Here is a 21,222-nt window from a genome sequence, read left to right on the forward strand (position 1 = left end):
TTTTTCTCTTATTGTCAACAGTTTTCATGATTGTTTCAAAAAAAGCCGGAGCATACGCTCCGACTTTCGTGTTTCTTATTCTGCTTTCAATGCAGCCATCGTGATGTAGTTGTATGGTTGGTTGAAGTGAGGCAGGAAGAAGATATCTAATAGCTTCATCTTGTCGATCGTTACGCCTTCTTCGATCGCTAGTGAGAACATGTGGATGCCCATTGCGATTTCAGATGTACGTGACGCCATTTGCGCACCAACGATGCGGCGTGTCTCTTCTTCATAGACGATGCGGATCTTAACTGTCGCATTTTCTTTCATGAAGCCTGGTTTTTGGGTGTCTTCGTAATCAGAGTATTTCACTTTCATGCCATTACGTTCGGCAGCTTCGACTGACAAGCCAGTTGAAACCATGTTGTAGCCAAAGATCGAAATCCCGTTTGATCCTTGAACACCCGTTGATTCTAGAGACGTTCCGCCGATATTATGGGCAGCGACGATCCCTGAACGTACGGCATTCGTTGCTAATGCGATATACGTTGTTTGTTGCAAAGCATTTGAGTACACCGTTGCACAGTCACCGACTGCGTAAACATCTGCATCGCTTGTCCGTTGATGGCGGTCCACTAAGTACGCGCCGTTAGCAAACAATTCCAAATGATCTTTGCCTAGCTCGTTGTTTGGTAAGAAACCGATCGCGTTGATCACTAGATCAACTGGGTATTCGCCGTTGTCTGTTACAACTGCTTCTACTTTCTCTGTTCCTTTGTATTCACGTGCTAATTCACCGAAATGCAATTCAATCCCATTGTCAGCTAAGTTTTTGTCCATATCTTCTGTGAACCATTTGTCGTAGTAGTTTGGCAATGCCCGTGTCGCTGCATCAAAAAGCAACACATTTTTACCACGGCGTTTTGCTGCTTCAGCAATTTCAACACCGATGTAACCAGCACCGATAACGGCAACGTTTTTCACGTCTTCTGAGGCTAACTCTTTATCAACCGTTTGTCCGTCTTGGAATTTTTTCAAGAAATGGATGTTTTTCAAGTCACGTCCAGGTACTTTTGGTGAAATCGGAACAGAACCAGTTGCGATGACAACTTTGTCATAAGATTCAACGATCGTTTCACCTTCACTGGTCACAGCGTGTACTTCTTTTTTCTCAAAATCGATATGGTCAACCACTGTTTCCATATGGATTTTTGCACCTTTTGCTTCAAAATCTTCACGTTTTGTATAGAACAAGCCTTCGTATGAATCGATTTGACGTCCAACCCATAAAGCAGTCCCACAACCTAGGTAGCTTAAGTTTGTATTACGGTCGATCATTACGACCTCTTGGTCTTTGTAGTTATCTAATAGTGTATTGGCAGCAGCAATCCCCGCGTGGTTTGCACCGATAATAACTGTTTTTGTCATGGAAAATTTCCTCCTTTTGTTTACATTGTCATTATAGCTCGCTTGTGAATTTGAAAACTATCAACTTTTTCGCGATTTTAAAAATTTGTGACAGTTTTCCGTTGATATACGTCACTTTCAGCGGGTTAAGTTTCTATATCAAAATTATTTTCGTCTTGCAAGTAAAAATATTGTGAAAAAATATGTATTCAAAATCAAAGGTTTTCCTTGTTATAAAAGCATTCTGCAAACCGATTGAATAAATTTCACAATGCCCCACCGCTTTTTCGTAACTATCGCGGCATCGATTCGCCGTGTTATACTGAGAGAAAAACATACAGGATGGGATCTTGATGAAGAAAAAAATCGTATTGCCAGTACCGCCCTTATTGTCGGCATTAGAGCCACAGGATTTTTATTTAGAAGAAGAACTGCTTTTCGAAGGTGCTTTCTTCGAAGGCGGTGACTATAGCTATGATGCTTGCAAAAACCTCATCTTGAAGCAATGTCATTTCAAGAAAGTGACGATGCAAAAAACACGCTTGAGTCAATGGGAATGCCAAAATGTCCTCTTTGAGAACTGCGATTTTTCTAATCTGGAATGTTTTGGTGCCAGCTTTCATCGGGTTCACTTTAAACAGTGTAAATTGACTGGTACGAATTTTGCGGAAAGCTATTTCCGTGACTGTACCTTTGAAGATTGCGTGGCGAACTTTGCTTCTTTTAGCAATACCAATTTACGGACGATGCTGTTTCGTCAGTGCCAACTAAACGACAGTGAGTTTTATGAGATGGATTGGAAACACTTGTCGCTACAAGAAAACCAGTTGAACAATAGCAACTGGTTTCACACAAAATTAGCAACTCTAGATTTTCGGACCAATCAATTTCAAAAGATCGCGTTGTCCTTTGAACAATTGCGGGGACTAACAGTCGATCAAGAACAATCCTTGGTCATCGCCGCCGGTCTAGGTTTGGTGATCGACTAACGAATTCTGCGCCATAAAGCAATCAACATCCAGACGGATAACACTAAACTAATCAGCAAGGCAATGCCCCAACCGAAAATACTATTGGTAAAAGGCAGCGGAACATTCATGCCAAAGAAACTGGTCACGATGGAAGGCACAGTCAATAAGAGGGACCAAACAGTCAAAAACTTCATGGTATCATTCAAGTTATTGTTTAACAGATTATTGTAGGTTCCAGATAGTTGCTCTAAAATTTGAAAAGCCAGCAACGTCATTTCCACTGCCTGTTTGGCTTCGATCAGGGCATCATCCAGCTGTTCCCGCTCGTCATCATCCATCAAACGATAAATGGATAACGCTTTGATCTGCTCCAAGAGGACCGCATTTTGTTTCGTAGCAGAGACTAAAAAAACCAGTCCAACTTCCAAATCAGACATTTGCAGCAGGTTTTTATTGGTGGTTTTTTCCCGTAGTCGCTGATTCAAGCGAATCCGCTCACTATTGACTTCTTCGACTAGCGAAAAAAACGTGCCAGAAATCAAGAATAAGCTTTGAAACAAAAAATGAATGGGCGTTTGCAGCGGGTTTTGCAGGATCAAGCGCTCCATCATTGGAATCACATAACGGGTATTGTGGGAAGCAAAAGTAAAGAGTTGCTTCCTTTTTAAAATAAACGTCATCGGGCTGGTCTCAAAATGATTGTCACGCTTTTCTTGCTGAGGTACATTGAAAACCAGCAGCAATGCTTCCTCTTCGGCATCATATTCGACCCGTGCGCGTTCGTTTTTATCTAAAGAGTACGTAAGCATCTCGTCAGACAAATGATATTGTTTTTGCAGTGCCATCACGCTTTTTGCGTCTTGTTGGTCGACTTGAATCCATTCATAGTTTCCGTCATAAAAGACATGTTTGTTTTCCACAATCCATCCTCCACTCTTGCTTTCTTCTATTATAAAAGAAAACAGCCAGAAGCCCAATCAAAGGACTTTCCTGGCTGTATCGGCTATTACTTATTTACGGGCGTCTTTCAAGGCCTCTTCCACCATTGTTAAAACGGCCTGTGCCGCTTGTGGGTCTTCGACAAAATTGAATTGATCGCCATCGATCTGGATTTTTGGACTCTCATTGTATTCTTCGTACCACTGATCATAGCGTTTGTTCAACTCTTTGTAGTAGTCGTATAACGAAGGATCAAAGGTCAATTGTTCGTATTCCCGTCCGCGTTTTTCAATACGCTCCAGCATCGTTTCAAAAGAAACGCGAATATGCACCAAGAGATCTGGATGCTTTTTGTGGGCTGCATACGGCAGCTCTTCTAACATATTGGCTAACAATTCATCATAGACTTTGACTTCGGTATCGGTTGCTCGCCCAAGGTCCGCATTTAAATGGAACAACAGTGAATCCTCATAAATGGAACGGTCCAAGACGTTATTGTCGTCTTTCATGGCTTGCTTGATACTTTCAAATCGTTTATTTAAGAAATAGATTTGCAGTAAAAACGCATATTTATTTGGATCTGCATAAAATAATGGTAACACTTCATTGTCATCGATCGATTCATAAAAGGCTTGACTGCCAAAATGATTGGCGATCAATGCGGTCAAACTTGATTTACCGGCACCAATCGTTCCTGCTAATACGATCACGCTCATATCCCCCAACTCACTCATCACTAAATATTGTATGTTGCCTTTGCGATACCAACTATACAATACTATATCTTGTGCCGTCAACTGAAACTTTCGAAGCACAGATCAAGATTTTTTTCAATAAAAGTTTAAAGATTTTTGCTTTTTTTTGAAATCTCATACGGAATGCTTAACGAAAGAGCCTTCTTCTAGTAAAATAGGAAAGGATCTTTAATTAAATTGTGTTTTCGTCAGGAGATAGTTACAATTGACTGACAAACGATAAATGAATCATGTGGGGTAAGCTCCCTAGAGAAATGAGGAAAATAATGTCAATTGGTACTGGCATAGCTACAGGAAAAATCATCTTAATGGGTGAACATTCAGTTGTTTACGGTGAACCAGCAATTGCTTTCCCTTTTGCGGGAGCAAAAGTACAAGTCGAGATCACAGCAAATGAAACAAACACCTTGATTTCAAGTTACTATCACGGTCTGCTTGAAGAAGTCCCCAGCCACTTAAAAAATGTCAAAGACTTGCTGCATCGTCTGCAACAAGATTTTCACACGGGTCCTTTTGCAACCTCCATCGTCAGCACCATCCCTTCTGAACGGGGAATGGGTTCTAGCGCGGCGGTCGCTGTTGCACTGACTCGCGCTTTTTTTGATTGGATCAAAAAAGACTTTACAAAAGAAGAATTGATGACCTATGTCAACTTTTCTGAAAAAATCGCTCACGGCAATCCTAGCGGGATCGATGCTGCGGCAGCCAGTGGGACAGATGCCATTTACTTTATCAAAGGGCATCCCATCACTTCGTTTCCCCTCACGATCGACGGCTATTTGCTCGTCGCTGATACTGGCATCAAAGGGCAAACGAGAGAAGCAGTCAAAAGTGTCGCCCATCTTTTTGAAACCAGCAAGCAGCTGGCTAGTCAAGCAATCCAGCGTTTAGGGATCGAAACCAAAAAAGCTAAAGAGGCCATCATAGCCAATCAATTAGAAGTATTAGGCGAAAGCATGAACAACGCCCATCAGGCCCTGCAGCAGTTAGGGGTCAGCAATCAGCAACTGGATCAGTTGGTTTCCTTAGCATTGGCACACGGGGCTTACGGGGCAAAGCTGACCGGCGGAGGCCGGGGCGGCTGTATGATCGCACTAACCAAAACGAAGGAACAGGCTGAGAATATCAGCCGTATTTTATTGTCCGATGGCGCTCGTGCGGCATGGATACAAGGATTAGGAGTTTATGAACATGTATAAGGGAAAGGCTCGCGCCTACACGAATATCGCATTGATCAAGTATTGGGGAAAACAAGACGAAACCTTCATTTTACCGATGAACAATAGTTTGTCTCTGACCCTCGATGCCTTTTACACAGAAACAACGGTGGCTTTTTCACCCGATTTTACGCAGGATCGCTTTACGCTGGATGGCGTGGTGCAAACAGACGCTGCCACCAAAAAAGTTGCGGACTTTTTGGATCTGGTACGAAAAAAAGCGGACTGCCCGTGGTATGCCACGGTGGAAAGTCAAAACTTCGTCCCAACCGCTGCTGGACTTGCCTCTTCTGCCAGTGGATTAGCGGCATTGGCGGGTGCCTGTAGTGAAGCACTGGACTTAAACTTGTCGGAGCAAGCGTTATCCCGTTTGGCCCGTCGCGGTTCTGGTTCGGCTTGTCGGAGTATCTACGGCGGCTTTGCTGAATGGCATCAAGGCACCGATGAGACTTCTTTTGCCACCCAAGTGCCGTCGAATGGCTGGGAAGAAGAATTGAGTATGATCTTTATTTTGATCAATGCACAAGCCAAAGAAGTCTCCAGTCGTGAGGGGATGCGCCGAACCGTTGAAACCTCGAGCTTTTATCCAGGCTGGCTTTCTGCCACTGCCACCGATCTTGTGAAAATGAAACAAGCGATTGCCGAAAAAGACTTTACTGCTTTAGGTGAAACGACCGAGGCCAACGCCTTGAAAATGCATGGAACGACCTTAGCCGCCGAACCACCTTTTACTTATTGGTCTTCTGAATCTTTGCGAGCTATGGAATGTGTCCGAATGCTGCGAAAAAAAGGATTGGCTTGCTATTTCACGATGGATGCTGGTCCCAATGTCAAAGTTTTATGCCAAAAACAAGAAGAACAAACGATTTTACGTGAATTAAGTGCTCACTTTGCCTCAGAACAATTAGTAACTGCTCATGCGGGCAAAGGATTAGCCTTTTTACCGGTGGAAGAATCTTCCCCCATCAACTAAGAAGCCATTAAGAAGCCATCGATTAGGAGTGTCGAAATGATTGAACTATCCGTTCCTGGAAAACTATTTATTGCTGGTGAATACGCCGTTGTCGAACCTGGTCATCCTGCAATCATCGTTGCCGTTGACCAATTTATCACGGTCACTGTTGAAGAGGCCCGTAAAAACGGCAGCATCCAGTCTGCCCAATACAGCGACCTGCCAATTCGCTGGACGCGTCGCAAAGGCGAATTAGTCTTAGACCACCGGGATAACCCGTTCCACTATATTTTGGCAGCCATTCGTCTGACGGAAAAATATGCCCAAGAAAAAGGCATCCCCCTTTCCTTTTACGATTTAAAAGTGACCAGTGAACTGGATAACTCGAATGGTCGCAAATACGGACTCGGTTCCAGCGGTGCCGTGACTGTTGCCACGGTCAAAGCATTGAATCTGTACTATCAAATGGAAATGGATCGGTTGACCCAATTCAAAATTGCGGCTCTTGCCCATCTCGCTGTTCAAGGCAATGGGTCGTGCGGTGATATTGCGGCCTCTTGTTATGGCGGCTGGATCGCTTTTTCAACCTTCGATCACGACTGGGTCTTAGCCAAACAAAAAGACCATACCTTAACAGAATTGATCGCTTTCGATTGGCCAGGATTATCGATCCGTCCCTTGACGGTTCCGAAATCTCTTCGACTATTGATTGGCTGGACAGGCTCTCCAGCCTCTACTTCTGATTTAGTGGATCAAGTCTATCAATCCAAAGAAGAAAAAGAAAACGCCTATGCGGCCTTTTTAGCAGCCAGCAAAGACTGCGTCAATCGATTGATCGACGGCTTCTTAAATGAAGACAGTCGCACGATCAAAAAAATGATCACGGAAAATCGAAAGCTCCTGCGGGAGTTGTCCGCACTGACTGGTGTGCCGATTGAAACTCCAGCACTTAAAAAGCTTTGTGATCTAGCAGAAAATTATTGTGGTGCAGCCAAATCTTCCGGTGCCGGCGGCGGCGATTGCGGTATCGTGATCGTTGACCAAAAAACCGGTATTTTACCATTGATGAGTGCGTGGGAAAAAGCCGAGATCACCCCCTTGCCGCTGCATGTTTACCATTACCGGGAGGACCTATCATGAATCGAAAAGATGAACATGTTTCCTTAGCAAAAGCGTTCCATAAAGAACACAGCAACGATTTTGATGCAGTTCGCTTGGTTCACCAGTCGTTTCCACAAATTGACGTGGCTGATGTGTCAATTGCGACGACTGTCTTTGACCGCTCATTTTCCAGCCCTTTTTTCATCAATGCCATGACGGGCGGCAGTGAAAAAACCTTAAAAATCAACCAAGAGTTAGCAGAGATCGCACAAGCCTGTGAGTTGATGATGGCAACCGGCTCTGTTTCGGCTGCCTTAAAAGACCCAAGTGTCGCCGACTCTTTCCGCATCGTCCGTAAAGCCAATCCTGATGGCTTCTTATTAGCCAATATTGGTGCGGGCAGTCCCGTTGAAAATGCACAACGGGCAGTAGAACTGTTTGGCGCCGACGCCTTGCAGATCCATCTTAATGCACCACAAGAATTAGTGATGCCCGAAGGCGATCGTCAATTTAGCCAATGGCTGCCCTTATTGGAAAAAACGATTGCTTCCGTTGCCGTTCCGATTGTCGTCAAAGAGGTCGGCTTTGGGATGTCCCGTGAAACGATTCAGCAGTTACTGGCGATCGGCGTAAAAACCATTGATGTTGCTGGCAGCGGCGGCACAAGTTTTACTCAAATCGAAAATGCTCGCCGGAAAAAACGTGAATTGGCGTATCTAGATACCTTCGGCCAATCCACCGTGATTTCCTTGCTGGAAGCAAACGAGATCCAACAACCCTTTACCCGCATCGCTTCAGGCGGGGTTCGGGATGCTTACGATATCTTCAAAGCACTTTGCCTTGGTGCCGATAGCGTAGGACTATCCGCCACGATCCTCGTGCTGCTTTTGTCAAAAGGCAAAGAAGAAACGATCGCCACCTTGCAATCATGGAAGGAACAGCTACAGCTGCTCTACACTATGGCAGGACAGACAAGTACCAAAGACCTCACCAAGGTCCAGCTGATTTTTTCTGGCGCTGTCAAAGAATGGTGTGAAGCACGTCAAATTCCCTTAGCAAAGTATAGTTTGCGTTAAGCGATCCAATCGCTGACTACCTCATCGAACAAGCAAAAGCAGTACAATTCGTTTTTTATTGTACTGCTTTTTTTGTGTTCTTTTTTCTATAATAGTAAGTTTCCATTTATCATTTGGATAGTAATGTTATTTAATCGCTACTTGATAATCACTTTCATTATCAGGTACGTTGTTTTTTTACCATCTTGGTTTCGAATGTGCTATGCTCAAGTTGAGGGAGGACCAATCGATTGTTTCTTGAGAAAAGGATCGGTTTTTCATTCCTAGACTACATTCAAAAGGAGGCGTTTCTTATGAGTAAATCAGAATCGTCGGCTGTTTTTTCAACGATCACTTGTTTGCTATTGATGGCTACTGGCTTTCTTATGGCATCTTTTTCTATCCCTTATAGCTTTGTCCCCTACTTGTTAGCGATACTTGCCGGGGGTTGGAAACAAACCTGGGAAGGCACGCAAGAATTGGTGCACGACAAACGATTGAACGTCGATCTACTGATGGCATTAGCCGCCATTGGTGCCTGTATCATTGGTCATTGGTTTGAAGGGGCGATGCTGACCTTTATCTTTTGTTTGAGCGGTGCCCTTGAGGAATATACGACCAACAAAAGTACGCGAGAAATTAGTTCATTAATGGCACTGCAACCAACGACTGCCTTAAAAATGATTGAATCTGGGGAGCTCGTCGAAGTACCAGTCGAAGCCCTTCAGTTAAAAGATACGATTATGGTGGCAAAAGGCAGTGCGATCCCAATCGACGGTATCGTGATCCAAGGAACCAGCAGTGTTGATGAGGCGGCTATCAGTGGCGAATCCATTCCTGTCGAGAAACGTTTAGGCAGTGAAGTCTTTGGCGGAACCATCAACCTCGGACAGCCATTGTACATTGAAGTTACTCAAACGAGTGAAAACACCCGCTTTGCAAAAATCATTCAATTGGTGGAAGAAGCACAGCAAATGCCAAGTCAAACGGCGACCCTGATTGAAAAAATCGAACGGATCTATGTGCCGATCGTCTTGATCGCCGTCCCACTAATGATCGTTTTGTGTACGTTTTTCACGAATTGGGGGTTCCAAGAAAGTTTTTATCGTGGCATGGTCTTACTGGTGGTGGCATCTCCTTGTGCCTTAGTTGCCTCTGCTACTCCTGCGACATTAGCAGCCATTTCTCACGCTGCTCGTTTGGGCGTTTTATGCAAAGGCGGACAAGCCTTGGATGCCTTTGCCAATGTCAAAGCGATCGCTTTTGACAAAACCGGAACGCTGACTCGCGGCAAACCTGCTGTCACTGATGTTCATCTGTTGCTGGATGAACCGTTTATCCCCCAACTGATCGTCGGGATGGAAAAACAATCAAATCACCCATTGGCTGAAGCGATTCTAGCGTATTTTCATGATGAAAAACCATTGGAATTAGCAGTGGAAGAACAAGCGGGGGTCGGTCTAGCCACCACTTACCAAGCTGCCCATTGGACGATTGGAAAAGAAGTCGATCTAACCTCTGTAGCTGTCAGTGAGCAAACCCGCATCCAAGAATTAAAAGCAGCCGGAAAAACCTTGATTTACATCAATCGTGACCGTGTATTAGCAGGGTATTTAGCACTATTGGATCAGCCCCGTCCTGAAGCTCGTGAAAGTCTTGCCTACTTCAATAAGCAAGGAATTCACACGACGATGCTGACGGGTGATCATTTAGGTACTGCCAAAGTGATCGCCGCAGAGATCGGCTTGTCTGACTACGAAAGTGATTGCCTGCCTGATGAGAAAACCACTCGTATCAAAGAAATGAAAGAAACCTACCAAATCAATGCGATGGTCGGTGATGGGATCAATGATGCTCCAGCCTTAGCGACCGCAAGTGTGGGGATCGCGATGGGCGAAGGAACCGACGTCGCAATGGATGTGGCGGACATCGTCTTGATGAAAAATGATTTGCTGCGCTTGGTCGACAGTCACCGTTTGGCTAAGAAATTACAGCGGATCATCAAACAAAACATCGTCTTTTCTATCAGTGTCATCTTGTTGCTGATTGCTTCAAACTTCCTTGAATTTCTCACGCTGCCTCTAGGGGTCGTGGGTCATGAAGGAAGCACGATCTTAGTTATCTTAAACGGATTGCGTATGCTTTTGCCATTACACAAAGAAACACCCCAGCAAGCCAAACCAACCCGCAAAGATTGCGATGATTGTGTCTTGTATCAACAGTCTTTGCATACGTGACCACTATTTGCACTAGCAAAAACGCCCATTGTTGGCACTTCACTAGAAGTCCAACAATGGGCATTTTTACTGTATTTTTTCTACTTATACTTGATTGGCAAGTTGCTCCGTGTAGAGTTTGCCATCGTACATCTTAAAGAATGGATAATAGCAGAGAATGGAAACCCCTAAGTTGATCAAAGCGATCAGGATGGCTCGGAAATCACCGCCGGTTCCTAAAAACGCCCCAATTCCGACTGGTGAAATCCAGGGAATTCCCGTAATGACTTTATCGACAAAGCCAAACGAGCTAGCAAAGTAAGCAATCGTCACATTGATCATAGGGGTTACGATAAAGGGGATGATCAAATACGGATTGTAGACGATCGGTGCCCCGAAGATCACTGGTTCATTGATGTTAAAAAGCCCCGGTAAGATTGCTGCTTTTCCTAAGACTTTGAGTTGTTGCGATTTTGCCACAAACAGCATCAATAAAACCAATCCAAGCGTACTTCCTGCGCCGCCCATAAAAATATACATGTTCACGAAATCCCCAGCAAAAATATTATTGGCACCATCGATATTTTCAGTTAGAGCCACCAACAGGATGGGATTGATGAAACTATTTTTAATAACTGCCGTCCCATGAACCCCCACTGCCCATAAGAGGTGGATAAGGAGCATAATCACGATGATTCCTAACCAAGAACCCGTCAACTCTTTCACGAATTCAAAGGGTTTGGATAGCAATCCGTGAAGATCCGTGTGGAAAGCCGCCAGTACTCCATTGATCACGACCATCAAAAAGGCAATCAAAATCGCTGGGATCAATGACGCAAATGCTTTGCTGACTCCATCAGGAACCCCTTCAGGCATCTGGATGGTGATCTTTCTTTTTACACAAAAACGATAGACTGACGTAGCAATTACTGCGGTGATAATCCCGATGAAGATCCCTACTCCACTGAAGCGAGTGATCCAACCGCCTAAAGCGACCCCATTGTAAACAATGGCGGTTTCGCTTTCTGATTGTAGCAATTGTGCAGTACCATCTGTGATATCGACTTGAATGATCGTCATTAAAAAGGCAAACAAACTTAATAACGCTCCTACAAAACTGCTCATAGTCAAATGCTCTTCTTTATGATAAATCTCAGTTAAATAATACCCTGTTGCTAAACAATAAAAAACAGCAATCGAACCGACAGACATGGTAGTTACGACACTATAAAGCGGCGAAAATCGTAAAATCGTTTGTTCGAAAAAGCTAGCCAGTGGCGGAATGATTTGTGGTAAATTATTAATGATCAAAAAAATCGATCCGACGATCGTAAAAGGGACCGTAATGATCCCTGCTTGCATGATTGCGCGAATAAAGCGTAAATTCGCCAACTTATTCAAAGGCGGCATCAAACGCGTTTCTAAAAAGGTAAAAACACTTGTCATCGTTACTCCTCCAACGAAGGGATTGCCCCTTCTTCAATCAGCTTTTGATACCAATAAAAGCTGTCTTTTCTCACTCGTTTTTGTTCTTTTTCCTCTGCATCATTGCGATCTACGTAAATAAAACCATACCGTTTTCGAATCCCTTCATGCACACTAATCAAATCAATGGCAGACCACGGGCTATATCCGATCAGATCCACCCCAGCATTGATCGCGGCTAAGCATTGATTGATATGCTGCGACAAATAATCGATACGGTACGGATCATGAACCGTGCCATCTGCTTCTAGATGGTCTTCGGCCCCTAAGCCATTTTCGGTAATGATGATCGGTAAGTGGTAACGATCATAGAGTGTTTGCAACGTCGTTTTCAGCCCCAAGGGATCGATGGTCCAATTGAAGGCATTTTTCTTCAAGAACGTATTGGTGAACCCTTTGTAAAAACCACGCTCCATAATGTCTTCGCTTTGCTGATCACTGATGCCGTTTTTCATGTCCCCAGCTTCCGTCGGCTGCTCCACTGTCACCGTGGTGTAGAAGTTCATTGCGACAAAGTCAGGCAGAGCCCGTTTCATCAACGCCTCATCTTCCGGACCAAAGTCAATCGTGAGGCCGTTTTGGTTCAAATAATCTTGAAAGACCGTATTGTAACGACCGAAGCAGGCGAAATCAAGGTACGCCCAGTTCCGGACACTGTTGAAATACAGCGCTGCTTGGTTGTCTTCTGGTCGACTAGTCGCCGCATAGACCAACGAAATATTCGGCACCGGTCCGATTTTGCCATTCGGTACGATTTCATGACACGCTTCGAAAGCATATTTTTCAGCGATCATCAGGTGATGAAATTGCTGGTATTTTTCTGATAATGGAATCTTTTTCCCTAATATTTTTTGATCCACCAACAGCATGATATTTGGTTCATTGATCGTCAGCCAGTGCGTCACTCGATCCCCATAGGCTGTAAACAGCGTTTTGGCGTATGCGGCAAATGCCTCAACGGTGCTGCGTTTTGTCCAGCCGCCTTCGTCTTCCAATGCTTGCGGCAAGTCAAAATGGTTCAACGTTACAAAGGGCTGAATGCCGTGTTTCAGCAATTCATCAATGACATCGCTGTAATGATCCAATCCTTTTTGATTAATAGTACCGCGCCCTTCTGGAAAAATTCGCGACCAAGCGATCGAAAAACGGAAAATTTTGATCCCCATTTCTGCTAACAAGGCGATATCCTCTTTGTACTGGTGGTAATGGTCGACAGCCACAGTAAAATCCGCGATCATGTGGTTGTCTCTTGGACGAGTATCTTGGACACTCAGCCCCTTGCCGTCGGTTTGATACGCCCCTTCGGTTTGGTGAGCGGAAATCGATGCTCCCCATAAAAAATCAGTTGGAAATGTTTGTTTCATATCGTACTCCTTATCCTAAATAAGATGCGTTTAACATCTTAGAATTATTGCTTGCATGGCAAAGACAATATTCTGAATTATCTCTTATTTTTCGCACTAAAGCAAAAAATAACTCCTGTCAAGTAAGCCCCTTTTGAAGATGTGCTACTTAGACAAAAAAAAAGCAAAGTCTAGTTTCCTAGACTTTGCTTTTCAATGCGATAATTTAGAAATAGCAGCTTATTTTTGCTCTGCTTTATCTTCGTTCAATAGTGCTTTTCTTGAAAGGTTCACACGGCCTTGTTTGTCGATTTCTGTGACCTTCACTAAGATTTCGTCGCCTTCTTTGACAACGTCTTCTACTTTGTTGACCCGTTCGTTCGCAAGTTGTGAAATGTGAACTAAGCCGTCTTTGCCTTTGATCAAGTTGACAAACGCACCGAATTTTTCAACACGGACAACTTTCCCAAGGTACACTTCGCCAACTTTTACTTCTTTCGTCAATTCTTCAATGATCTTGATAGCTTTTTGGATCATTTCTGCATCAGCAGAAGCAATCGAAACTTTTCCGTCTTGATCAATATCGATTTTCACGCCAGTTTCATCAATGATGCCATTGATGGTGTCGCCGCCTTTACCGATTACATCTTTGATCTTCGCAGGATCGATTTGGATCATTTCGATCTTCGGTGCGTATTGGCTTAACTCTTCACGAGGAGCAGCCAATGTTGATGTCAATTCATTTAAGATTTCCATCCGTGCTTTTTTCGCTTGATCTAATGCTTCTGTCAAGATTTGTTCAGTGATTCCTTGAATCTTGATATCCATTTGTAACGCAGTGATCCCATCTTTGGTTCCAGCAACTTTAAAGTCCATATCGCCAAGGTGATCTTCTAAGCCTTGAATATCAGTTAAGATCGTGTAGTTTTCACCATCAGATACAAGTCCCATTGCGATACCTGCAACTGGTGCTTTGATTGGTACCCCTGCATCCATCAATGCTAAAGTTCCAGCACAAATACTTGCTTGAGAAGAAGAACCATTTGATTCTAATACTTCTGCAACGAGACGGATTGTGTAAGGGAAGTCTGTTTCATCAGGAATCACTTGTGCTAAGGCACGTTCGCCTAATGCACCATGACCGATTTCACGACGTCCTGGTGAGCCGGCACGACCAGTCGAACCAACAGAAAATTGAGGGAAGTTGTAATGATGGATGAACCGTTTTGATTCTTCAACCCCTAATCCATCAATGATTTGGTGTTCGCCTAAAGGTGCTAATGTACAAGCAGACAATGCTTGGGTTTGTCCCCGAGTAAATAGACCAGAACCATGAACACGTGGCAATAAGCCAACTTCTGATGCCAATGGACGGATTTCGTCTAATTGACGGCCATCCGGACGAATCTTGTCGATGGTGATCAATTCGCGAACCACATCTTTTTCAAGATCTTCCGCGATTTGTTTCACTTCTTTCAAGAATTGTGCTTCCTCTTCATGTCCAGCAAATTTTTCTGCATACACTTCTTTCACTGTGTCTTTGACTTTATCGATCTCGTCTTCACGAGCCAATTTTTCTTCAGTCATAACAGCAGTTTTCATTGTTTGGTAGTAGCCGTCGAAGATTTCTTTTTTCAAGTCAGCATCTACTTGTAACAATTTGACTTCCATTTTTGGTTTGCCCACAGCTGCGACAACTTCTTCTTGGAAGGCAACCAATTCTTTGATAGCATCAAAACCGAATAATAACGCACCTAACATGTCTTCTTCAGAAACTTCTTTCGCTCCTGATTCAACCATGTTGATAGCTTTTTTCGTTCCAGCTACTGTCAATTCGATATCAGTTTGTTCTGCTTGTTCTACTGTTGGATTCAAGACGTACTCACCATTGACCCGACCAACATCAACACCAGCGATCGGTCCGTCAAACGGGATATCTGAAATAGACAATGCTAAAGAAGAACCTAACATTGCCGCCATTGCTGGCGTACAATCTTGTTCAACACTCATTACGATGTTTGTTACTTGTACTTCGTTACGGAAACCTTCCGCAAACATTGGACGGATCGGACGGTCGATCAAGCGGGCAGTCAAGGTTGCTTCCGTACTTGGGCGTCCTTCACGTTTGATAAAGCCACCAGGTACTTTCCCTACGGCATACATTTTTTCTTCGTAATTGATTGTTAATGGGAAAAAGTCGGTATCTTTTGCTTCCTTAGATGCAACCGCTGCACTTAGGACAACCGTATCGCCATAACGAACCAATACAGCTCCGTTTGCTTGTTTGGCTAATTGGCCAACTTCTACTTCTAATGGGCGGCCGCCCCAAGTGGTTTTGAATACTTGTTTTTCTGTCATGTTCTGCTCCTTTTCATCGGATCCCAGCAAGTCACTACTAAACAAATGAAAAAATCGGAATGTCGTTCCGCTGCTTTCATTTGGTTAGTAGGATGCTGCTTACAAGGACCCAAAATTCTTTTTAGCTACGCTTTTTGATTCACCAGTCAAAAGGCCGCTCTTTCGGTGTTTCACTTTTTAGATGGCTCGAAATCACCTGTCAGACTGCATCAGCTGTTTTAGCCGACAATGCCGTCGCAGTGATTCCGCTGCTTGGTCACTACGCTCGCTGCTCTCGCCTAGTACTATTCATCATCTGCTCTGTGCGGCTTGCGCCGCCCAGTCGCAGTGATTCATAGCAAAAAAGTGAGATTCGGGTTGAACCTCACTTTTCTTTGTTTGATTAACGACGTAATCCTAAAGCTTGGATTAATTCGCGGTAACGTTGTACGTCTTTTTGACGTAGGTAAGCTAATAAGTTACGACGATGTCCAACTTTTTTCATCAACCCACGGTATGAATGGTGGTCTTTTTTGTGCATACGTGCATGTTCGTTCAAATGGTTGATTTCTTCTGTTAAAACAGCGATTTGAACTTCTGGAGAACCAGTATCTCCTTCATGACGTGCAAATTTGTTGATGATTTCGTTTTTGCGTTCTTTTGAAATTGCCATGTTTTTCACCTCTTTTTCTTTTTTCCCCTGCGACTGAGTAAAACGTTGGTGATTCGTTAAACCAAGTAACAGGTACTGTGCTTTTCACACGTAATTACTTTACTTGATTCTAAGTAAAAAAGCAAGTTTATCTACCTATTCTTTTCGTTTCTTTTGAAAGCTCCTTCAAAACTTATGTTATACTTAGGATACTACTCTATCTAAAGGAAGTGTAAGGATGAGCGTTCTTTCCCGAATCGAGAGCATGAAAAATGAATTATCGCTTTCTGAGAAGAAACTCTTCGCATTCATGGAGGCCAATCCTGAAAAAGTGCCGTCGATGACTGCGAGTCAATTAGCAGAAGCCACTGGGATCAGTGCGCCGACTGTCGTACGCTTTGCGAAAAAAACCGGCTTTGCTAGTTTGACAGATTTAAAAATACAATTATCTGCGGAATCCGGCTTGCGCCAAAATGCCAATGAAAACTTGGGCTATGCCGATGTTGAATTAAATGAGCCCTTTCATGCCATCACATCTAAATTAAGCCACAATGCACAGGTGACTATGAATGAGACGGCCCAATTGTTAGAAGAACAGCTGATGTTGGCTGCCGCTGAACTGATCGCGACTCGTGAACGCATTTTTGTCTGCGGAATCGGTGCTTCCTCATTGATCGCACAAGATATCCAACAAAAATGGACTCGTTTAGGCAAGATCGTCGTGTTTGAAAATGACTACAATCTCTTGTTGCCGCAACTCGTCAAAAACGAGAAAAAAAGTCTCCTCTGGGTCATTTCCAACAGTGGACACACGCCTGAGATGGTTCACTTAGCAGAAATCGTTAAAAACCTTGGCGTCCCGATTCTATCACTCACCCGCTTTGGCAGTAATCCGTTAACAAAATTGGCGGATGTTCCCCTGCAAGTGTCCCGTTCCAAAGAAGCCAACCAGCGTAGTGCTGCTACGAATTCGATTATCGCCCACCTATTGGCGGTCGATGTCCTTTTCTATGTCTTTTTAAGTAAGAATGAAAAGCTGGCACGCAATATCTATGCCTCACGCCAAGCCATTGCCGATTTTCGTGGGAAGTATTTATAAAATACTCATAGCCAAAGAAGTCCGCAGGAAAGTTTTCCTGCGGTATTTTTTCTTCTAAGGACACTTTGATCAATCAAGGGCATTCTTGGCAGCTACTTCTGCCAACCAAAAACTGGACGCTTTGGGATAACGCTTGAAGTCATTTTTCAAATCCACTCGATAAAACCCATAGCGGTTTTTATATGCGTTCAACCAGCTCCAGCAATCCATAAAGGTCCACATATGGTAGCCGAAACAAGGTGACCCATCTTCAATTGCATGATGCAGCTGACGTAAATGGTCTTCAACAAAGGCGATCCGATACGTATCATTGACCTGCCCCATGGCGTCCATGAACCGTTCTTCCTCAGATACCCCCATGCCATTTTCGGAAACAAACCATGGCATGTTTTGATAGTCGTTCTTTAGACGCATCGCAATATCGTAAATCCCTTCTGGATAGATTTCCCAGCCGCGATGAGGATTGATTTTTTTCTCTGGCCAATCGTACCCACGAAATAACTGACGCGGCTCAAAGGGACCGGATGCTGCATTTTGCGGAAGTGGTGCTTGGATCCGCAACGGTTGATAATAATTGCAACCAATAAAATCTACGGTATTTTCACGAAAAATTTCCGCATCTGTTGCTTCATATTCAGGGGACAAGTGATGCTCCTTGAATAAGCTCGTTAGTTTTTCAGGAAATTGTCCATAAACGACACAGTCCAAAAAACTGCGAATATACAAGAGATCTGCCCATTCAGCGGCTTCTCGATCAGCCGCTTCTTGGCTTCTTGGATAAACAGGTGACAAATTTAAGATGATACAGATTTCTCCATCAGGAAGTGCGAGTTTACGAAACTCAGCAACCGCCTTCGCATGAGCTAGCAAAGTATGATAACCCACTTGGATCGCCCGCTTGAAATCACGCACTTGCGGCCAATGAGCATCTCCATAATACCCACATTCAATATGCACCAACGGTTCATTAAAGGTCGCCCATTTTTTCACTAGATCGCCGAATTGTTCAAAAGCAGTTTTTGCATAAAATGCAAAATGGTCCACGGATTCCCGCGCCTCCCAGCCTCCTTTTTCCATCAGCCACCAAGGCATGTCAAAATGAAACAAATTAATGATCGGTTCGATGCCTTGGTCCAACATTTCCTGAAAATATGCCCGATAAAACCGGACTGCTGTTTGATTCAATGTTTTTCCATCTGGTAATAAGCGGGTCCATGCAATCGATGTCCGATAGGAATTCAAGTTCATGGCCTTCATGTTTGCTACGTCTTCCCGGTATTGATAGTAGGTATTTGAGGTGTCGCTTGGTCCGACACCATCGTAAAAGCGTGACGGCTCCAACTCAAACCATTTGTCCCATGTAGAGGGACTTTTGCCGTCAACCGCCGCGGCCCCCTCGGTTTGCGGTGCTGACGCGGCCGCTCCCCATAAAAAGTTTTTGGAAATTGAATCATTCTTTTGCTCCTTTCTGAATTACCTGCCACGTGCGGTCAGGGTTGGATCGTTGAAATGCAAACTGATACCGCTGCGCAGCTGCCTCGATTTCTAAACAAAATGATGTTGTTTCTTCCAGAGAAATTGCCAGCTGCTGCAATGATGCTTCACCGATCACGAGTTGAAAAGCTGCTTGTCCTTGTCTAGGCACCCATACTTTTTGAAAGCCGCATAGGACTTTTTTCCTCGGCACATATGCTTTTGTATACTCTTTTAGATAGCATTGGACCACTTCTTTACCAGACACAGTAGAATGATTTTTAAGTGTGCCACTGACGATAATGCCTTCTCCTGCATATTCAGCCGAAACCGAGCTGCAAATAAAAGAGGCATAACTAAGCCCATAACCAAAAGCATATACTGGTGCGCCTTTTTGATCGAGGTAGTCTTTTTGAAACGCTGTGTTGCGATAATTATAACAGACAGGCAACTGTCCAACCGTATCAGGAATAGAAACTGCTAATTTTCCACTAGGTACCGTTTCACCAAAAAGGATCCGAGCAATCGCTTTCCCTCCATATTGTCCGGGATAGCCAGCGTAAAGCAACCCATCGAACAAGTCTTGCAAAGGTGCTAAGCAATGCGGTCGACCGGAAATCACGATCCCAATCAGCGGCTTTTTACTCTTCTTCAACGCAAACAGTAAATCCAACTGGCATTGCGGCAAATCGAGGGTAGCCAAGTCGATGTTTTCTCCACTGGTCATTTCCTGAGATCCCCTTAAGGCGGCACCGTTTTTGTCAAAATCCGTTGTGAAATCACGGGCACTGGAGCCGCCGATCGTCACTAAGATGACATCCGCTTTTTCTGCAATCTGACAGGCTTGCCTTCGTTGAGCCAGTGTGCCACTAGAGATTTCGCAGCCTTTCTCGTAGAAGAAGTCAGCTTGATGCGTACTTAAACTGGTCAAGCCTTCCCAAAGGGTCGTACATGTTGTTTCTTCCTTGAATGGCGTATAATCCCCCAGCTGATGATAGAGCTGTTTAACGTGAGGACCGATGACGGCAATCTTTTGTCGCGTTTTCTTCAAAGGCAAAATACCATTGTTCTCTAGTAAAACAATCGATTCCTCCGCCAATTTCAAGGCAACTTGTTGCGCCTTTTCTTTACGGGGCAATGAAACATGGGGCGTTGCTTCTTTAAACAAGCCAAGTTTTTCTTTCAAAAGAAGCACACGGAGGACTGCATCATCGATCGCCGTTTCCGCAATTAGCCCCTCAAGGACAGCTTCTTCTAACACTGGGAAAACTTCATCCCATAAACTAACATCCACACCGCTGGTCAAGGATTTGGCGGCCGCTTGTGGGTGGCTCCCCAGCCAGTCAGCAATCCGATCCAGCCCACACCCATCGGCCATCACAATTCCCATAAAGCCACTTTCTTCTCGTAAAACCTCTTGCAGCAAATAAGCATTGGCATGGCATGGGATACCATCTAGATCATTGTATGCAGCCATACACCCCAAAGCCCCGGCAGCAATCCCTGCTTTCATTGGTGGCAGATGGATCTCGCGGAATTCCCGATCACCGATTGCCACTGGCCCTGCATTGTGTCCCCCCATTCCTGCACCTTGGGCAGCAAAGTGCTTCAACACCGCTAAAACGTTCTGTTTTTCAATCGTTGCTTTTGATCCTTGTAACCCTCTGACGGCTGCTTTGGTAAAGCTACTGGTCAAAAACGGATCTTCACTGAAACATTCTTCTGTTCGCCCCCAACGAGGATCTCTAGCAATGTCCAATGCGGAAACCAAGCCGACATGGGCCCCTTTTGCCCGAATCTCTTGAGCAGTGATGGTTTGGGCCGCTTGATACAGCTCTGGGTTCCAACTAGAACCAACACTAAAATTGACCGGAAACGTCGTCGCTTCCAAACCTTGGTGACCGTGAGGACACTCTTCACTGAGAAGGGCCGGAATCCCCAGCCGAGTGTGCTCCTGCAAATAAGTTTGAATCATAAGGGATAGCTCATAGGACTCCGTGGTCGTCAGGCCGGTTTGCTGATTTCTACCTGACCAAGGATCAGCCCGAAAGACGCCGTAGATCCAGCCAAGACTGCCAAAACGAGCTACTTCTTTTTTAAAGGTTTCAGTTAAAATAATTTTTCCATTGTTTTTTTCGTAAACTTCCCAACCATACAGACGCTGATTCAGCTGGCCGATTTTTTCTTTCAATGTCATTTGCCGTAAAAGTGTCTCAATCATATGCTTCTCCATTTCTA

The 21,222-nt window shown here is 44.3% G+C and carries 16 protein-coding genes; 7 read left to right on the forward strand and 9 right to left on the reverse strand.

The features are described from left to right. Window positions 1-75: 75 nt before the first annotated feature. Window positions 76-1,410, reverse strand: a complete 1,335-nt coding sequence (gene nox, locus FJU10_RS05360) for a H2O-forming NADH oxidase (protein ID WP_081117741.1) — start codon at window positions 1,408-1,410, stop codon at window positions 76-78. A gap of 332 nt (window positions 1,411-1,742) precedes the next feature. Between nox and FJU10_RS05375 the strand changes: the two genes are divergently transcribed. Next, window positions 1,743-2,378 carry a pentapeptide repeat-containing protein gene (locus FJU10_RS05375; protein WP_140965343.1) on the forward strand — a complete coding sequence of 212 codons (636 nt, stop codon included), beginning with the start codon at window positions 1,743-1,745 and terminating at the stop codon, window positions 2,376-2,378. Here the strand turns inward: FJU10_RS05375 and FJU10_RS05380 are convergent. Together FJU10_RS05380 and FJU10_RS05385 are read right to left on the reverse strand one after the other, a co-directional pair. After that, the gene (locus tag FJU10_RS05380) at window positions 2,375-3,280 is read right to left on the reverse strand and encodes a magnesium transporter CorA family protein (RefSeq protein WP_140965344.1); all 906 of its coding nucleotides are present in this window, start codon (window positions 3,278-3,280) and stop codon (window positions 2,375-2,377) included. The genes FJU10_RS05375 and FJU10_RS05380 overlap by 4 nt on opposite strands. A 90-nt stretch (window positions 3,281-3,370) precedes the next feature. After that, entirely contained in the window at window positions 3,371-4,015 is a 645-nt protein-coding gene (locus FJU10_RS05385; protein ID WP_008379503.1) for a deoxynucleoside kinase, read from the reverse strand. A 305-nt stretch (window positions 4,016-4,320) separates the two neighbouring features. Between FJU10_RS05385 and mvk the strand changes: the two genes are divergently transcribed. From mvk to FJU10_RS05410, 5 genes are all read left to right on the forward strand, one after another. After that, on the forward strand, window positions 4,321-5,253 hold the full coding sequence (gene mvk, locus FJU10_RS05390) for a mevalonate kinase (protein WP_008379501.1): 933 nt from the start codon (window positions 4,321-4,323) through the stop codon (window positions 5,251-5,253). Then, the gene (gene mvaD / locus FJU10_RS05395; protein WP_096741740.1) at window positions 5,246-6,244 is read left to right on the forward strand and encodes a diphosphomevalonate decarboxylase; all 999 of its coding nucleotides are present in this window, start codon (window positions 5,246-5,248) and stop codon (window positions 6,242-6,244) included. The genes mvk and mvaD overlap by 8 nt, the downstream gene beginning before the upstream one ends. 36 nt (window positions 6,245-6,280) lie before the next feature. Continuing rightward, window positions 6,281-7,363, forward strand: a complete 1,083-nt coding sequence (locus tag FJU10_RS05400; protein WP_016609860.1) for a phosphomevalonate kinase — start codon at window positions 6,281-6,283, stop codon at window positions 7,361-7,363. Then, a complete protein-coding gene (fni, locus tag FJU10_RS05405) occupies window positions 7,360-8,400 on the forward strand; it encodes a type 2 isopentenyl-diphosphate Delta-isomerase (RefSeq protein ID WP_140965345.1) in 1,041 nt (346 codons plus the stop codon). Before FJU10_RS05400 ends, fni begins: the two co-directional genes overlap by 4 nt. 293 nt (window positions 8,401-8,693) lie before the next feature. After that, entirely contained in the window at window positions 8,694-10,616 is a 1,923-nt protein-coding gene (locus FJU10_RS05410; protein WP_140965346.1) for a heavy metal translocating P-type ATPase, read from the forward strand. 84 nt (window positions 10,617-10,700) lie between these two features. Here the strand turns inward: FJU10_RS05410 and celB are convergent, their stop codons facing one another. The 4 genes from celB to rpsO form a co-directional block, all read right to left on the reverse strand. Next, window positions 10,701-12,041: a PTS cellobiose transporter subunit IIC gene (gene celB / locus FJU10_RS05415; protein ID WP_140965347.1), complete on the reverse strand. Its 1,341-nt coding sequence runs from the start codon at window positions 12,039-12,041 to the stop codon at window positions 10,701-10,703. Window positions 12,042-12,043: 2 nt separating this feature from the next. After that, window positions 12,044-13,444 (reverse strand): glycoside hydrolase family 1 protein, encoded by a 1,401-nt coding sequence (locus FJU10_RS05420; protein WP_140965348.1) that lies wholly within the window; start codon window positions 13,442-13,444, stop codon window positions 12,044-12,046. Between the two features lie 219 nt (window positions 13,445-13,663). Continuing rightward, window positions 13,664-15,781 (reverse strand): polyribonucleotide nucleotidyltransferase, encoded by a 2,118-nt coding sequence (gene pnp / locus FJU10_RS05425; protein ID WP_077452226.1) that lies wholly within the window; start codon window positions 15,779-15,781, stop codon window positions 13,664-13,666. Between the two features lie 382 nt (window positions 15,782-16,163). Continuing rightward, the gene (rpsO, locus tag FJU10_RS05430) at window positions 16,164-16,433 is read right to left on the reverse strand and encodes a 30S ribosomal protein S15 (RefSeq protein WP_005228072.1); all 270 of its coding nucleotides are present in this window, start codon (window positions 16,431-16,433) and stop codon (window positions 16,164-16,166) included. A gap of 217 nt (window positions 16,434-16,650) precedes the next feature. Here rpsO and FJU10_RS05435 point away from each other — a divergent pair, with 217 nt between their 5' ends. After that, complete coding sequence (locus tag FJU10_RS05435; protein ID WP_140965349.1) at window positions 16,651-17,511, forward strand: MurR/RpiR family transcriptional regulator; 861 nt, start codon at window positions 16,651-16,653, stop codon at window positions 17,509-17,511. Window positions 17,512-17,580: 69 nt separating this feature from the next. Here the strand turns inward: FJU10_RS05435 and FJU10_RS05440 are convergent, their stop codons facing one another. Together FJU10_RS05440 and FJU10_RS05445 are read right to left on the reverse strand one after the other, a co-directional pair. Continuing rightward, window positions 17,581-18,957 carry a glycoside hydrolase family 1 protein gene (locus FJU10_RS05440; protein WP_140965350.1) on the reverse strand — a complete coding sequence of 459 codons (1,377 nt, stop codon included), beginning with the start codon at window positions 18,955-18,957 and terminating at the stop codon, window positions 17,581-17,583. A gap of 4 nt (window positions 18,958-18,961) precedes the next feature. Next, complete coding sequence (locus FJU10_RS05445) at window positions 18,962-21,217, reverse strand: glycoside hydrolase family 3 N-terminal domain-containing protein (RefSeq protein WP_140965351.1); 2,256 nt, start codon at window positions 21,215-21,217, stop codon at window positions 18,962-18,964. Window positions 21,218-21,222: the final 5 nt, after the last annotated feature.

The organism is Enterococcus sp. OL5 (assembly GCF_006491895.1).
GTDB lineage: Bacteria > Bacillota > Bacilli > Lactobacillales > Enterococcaceae > Enterococcus_D > Enterococcus_D innesii.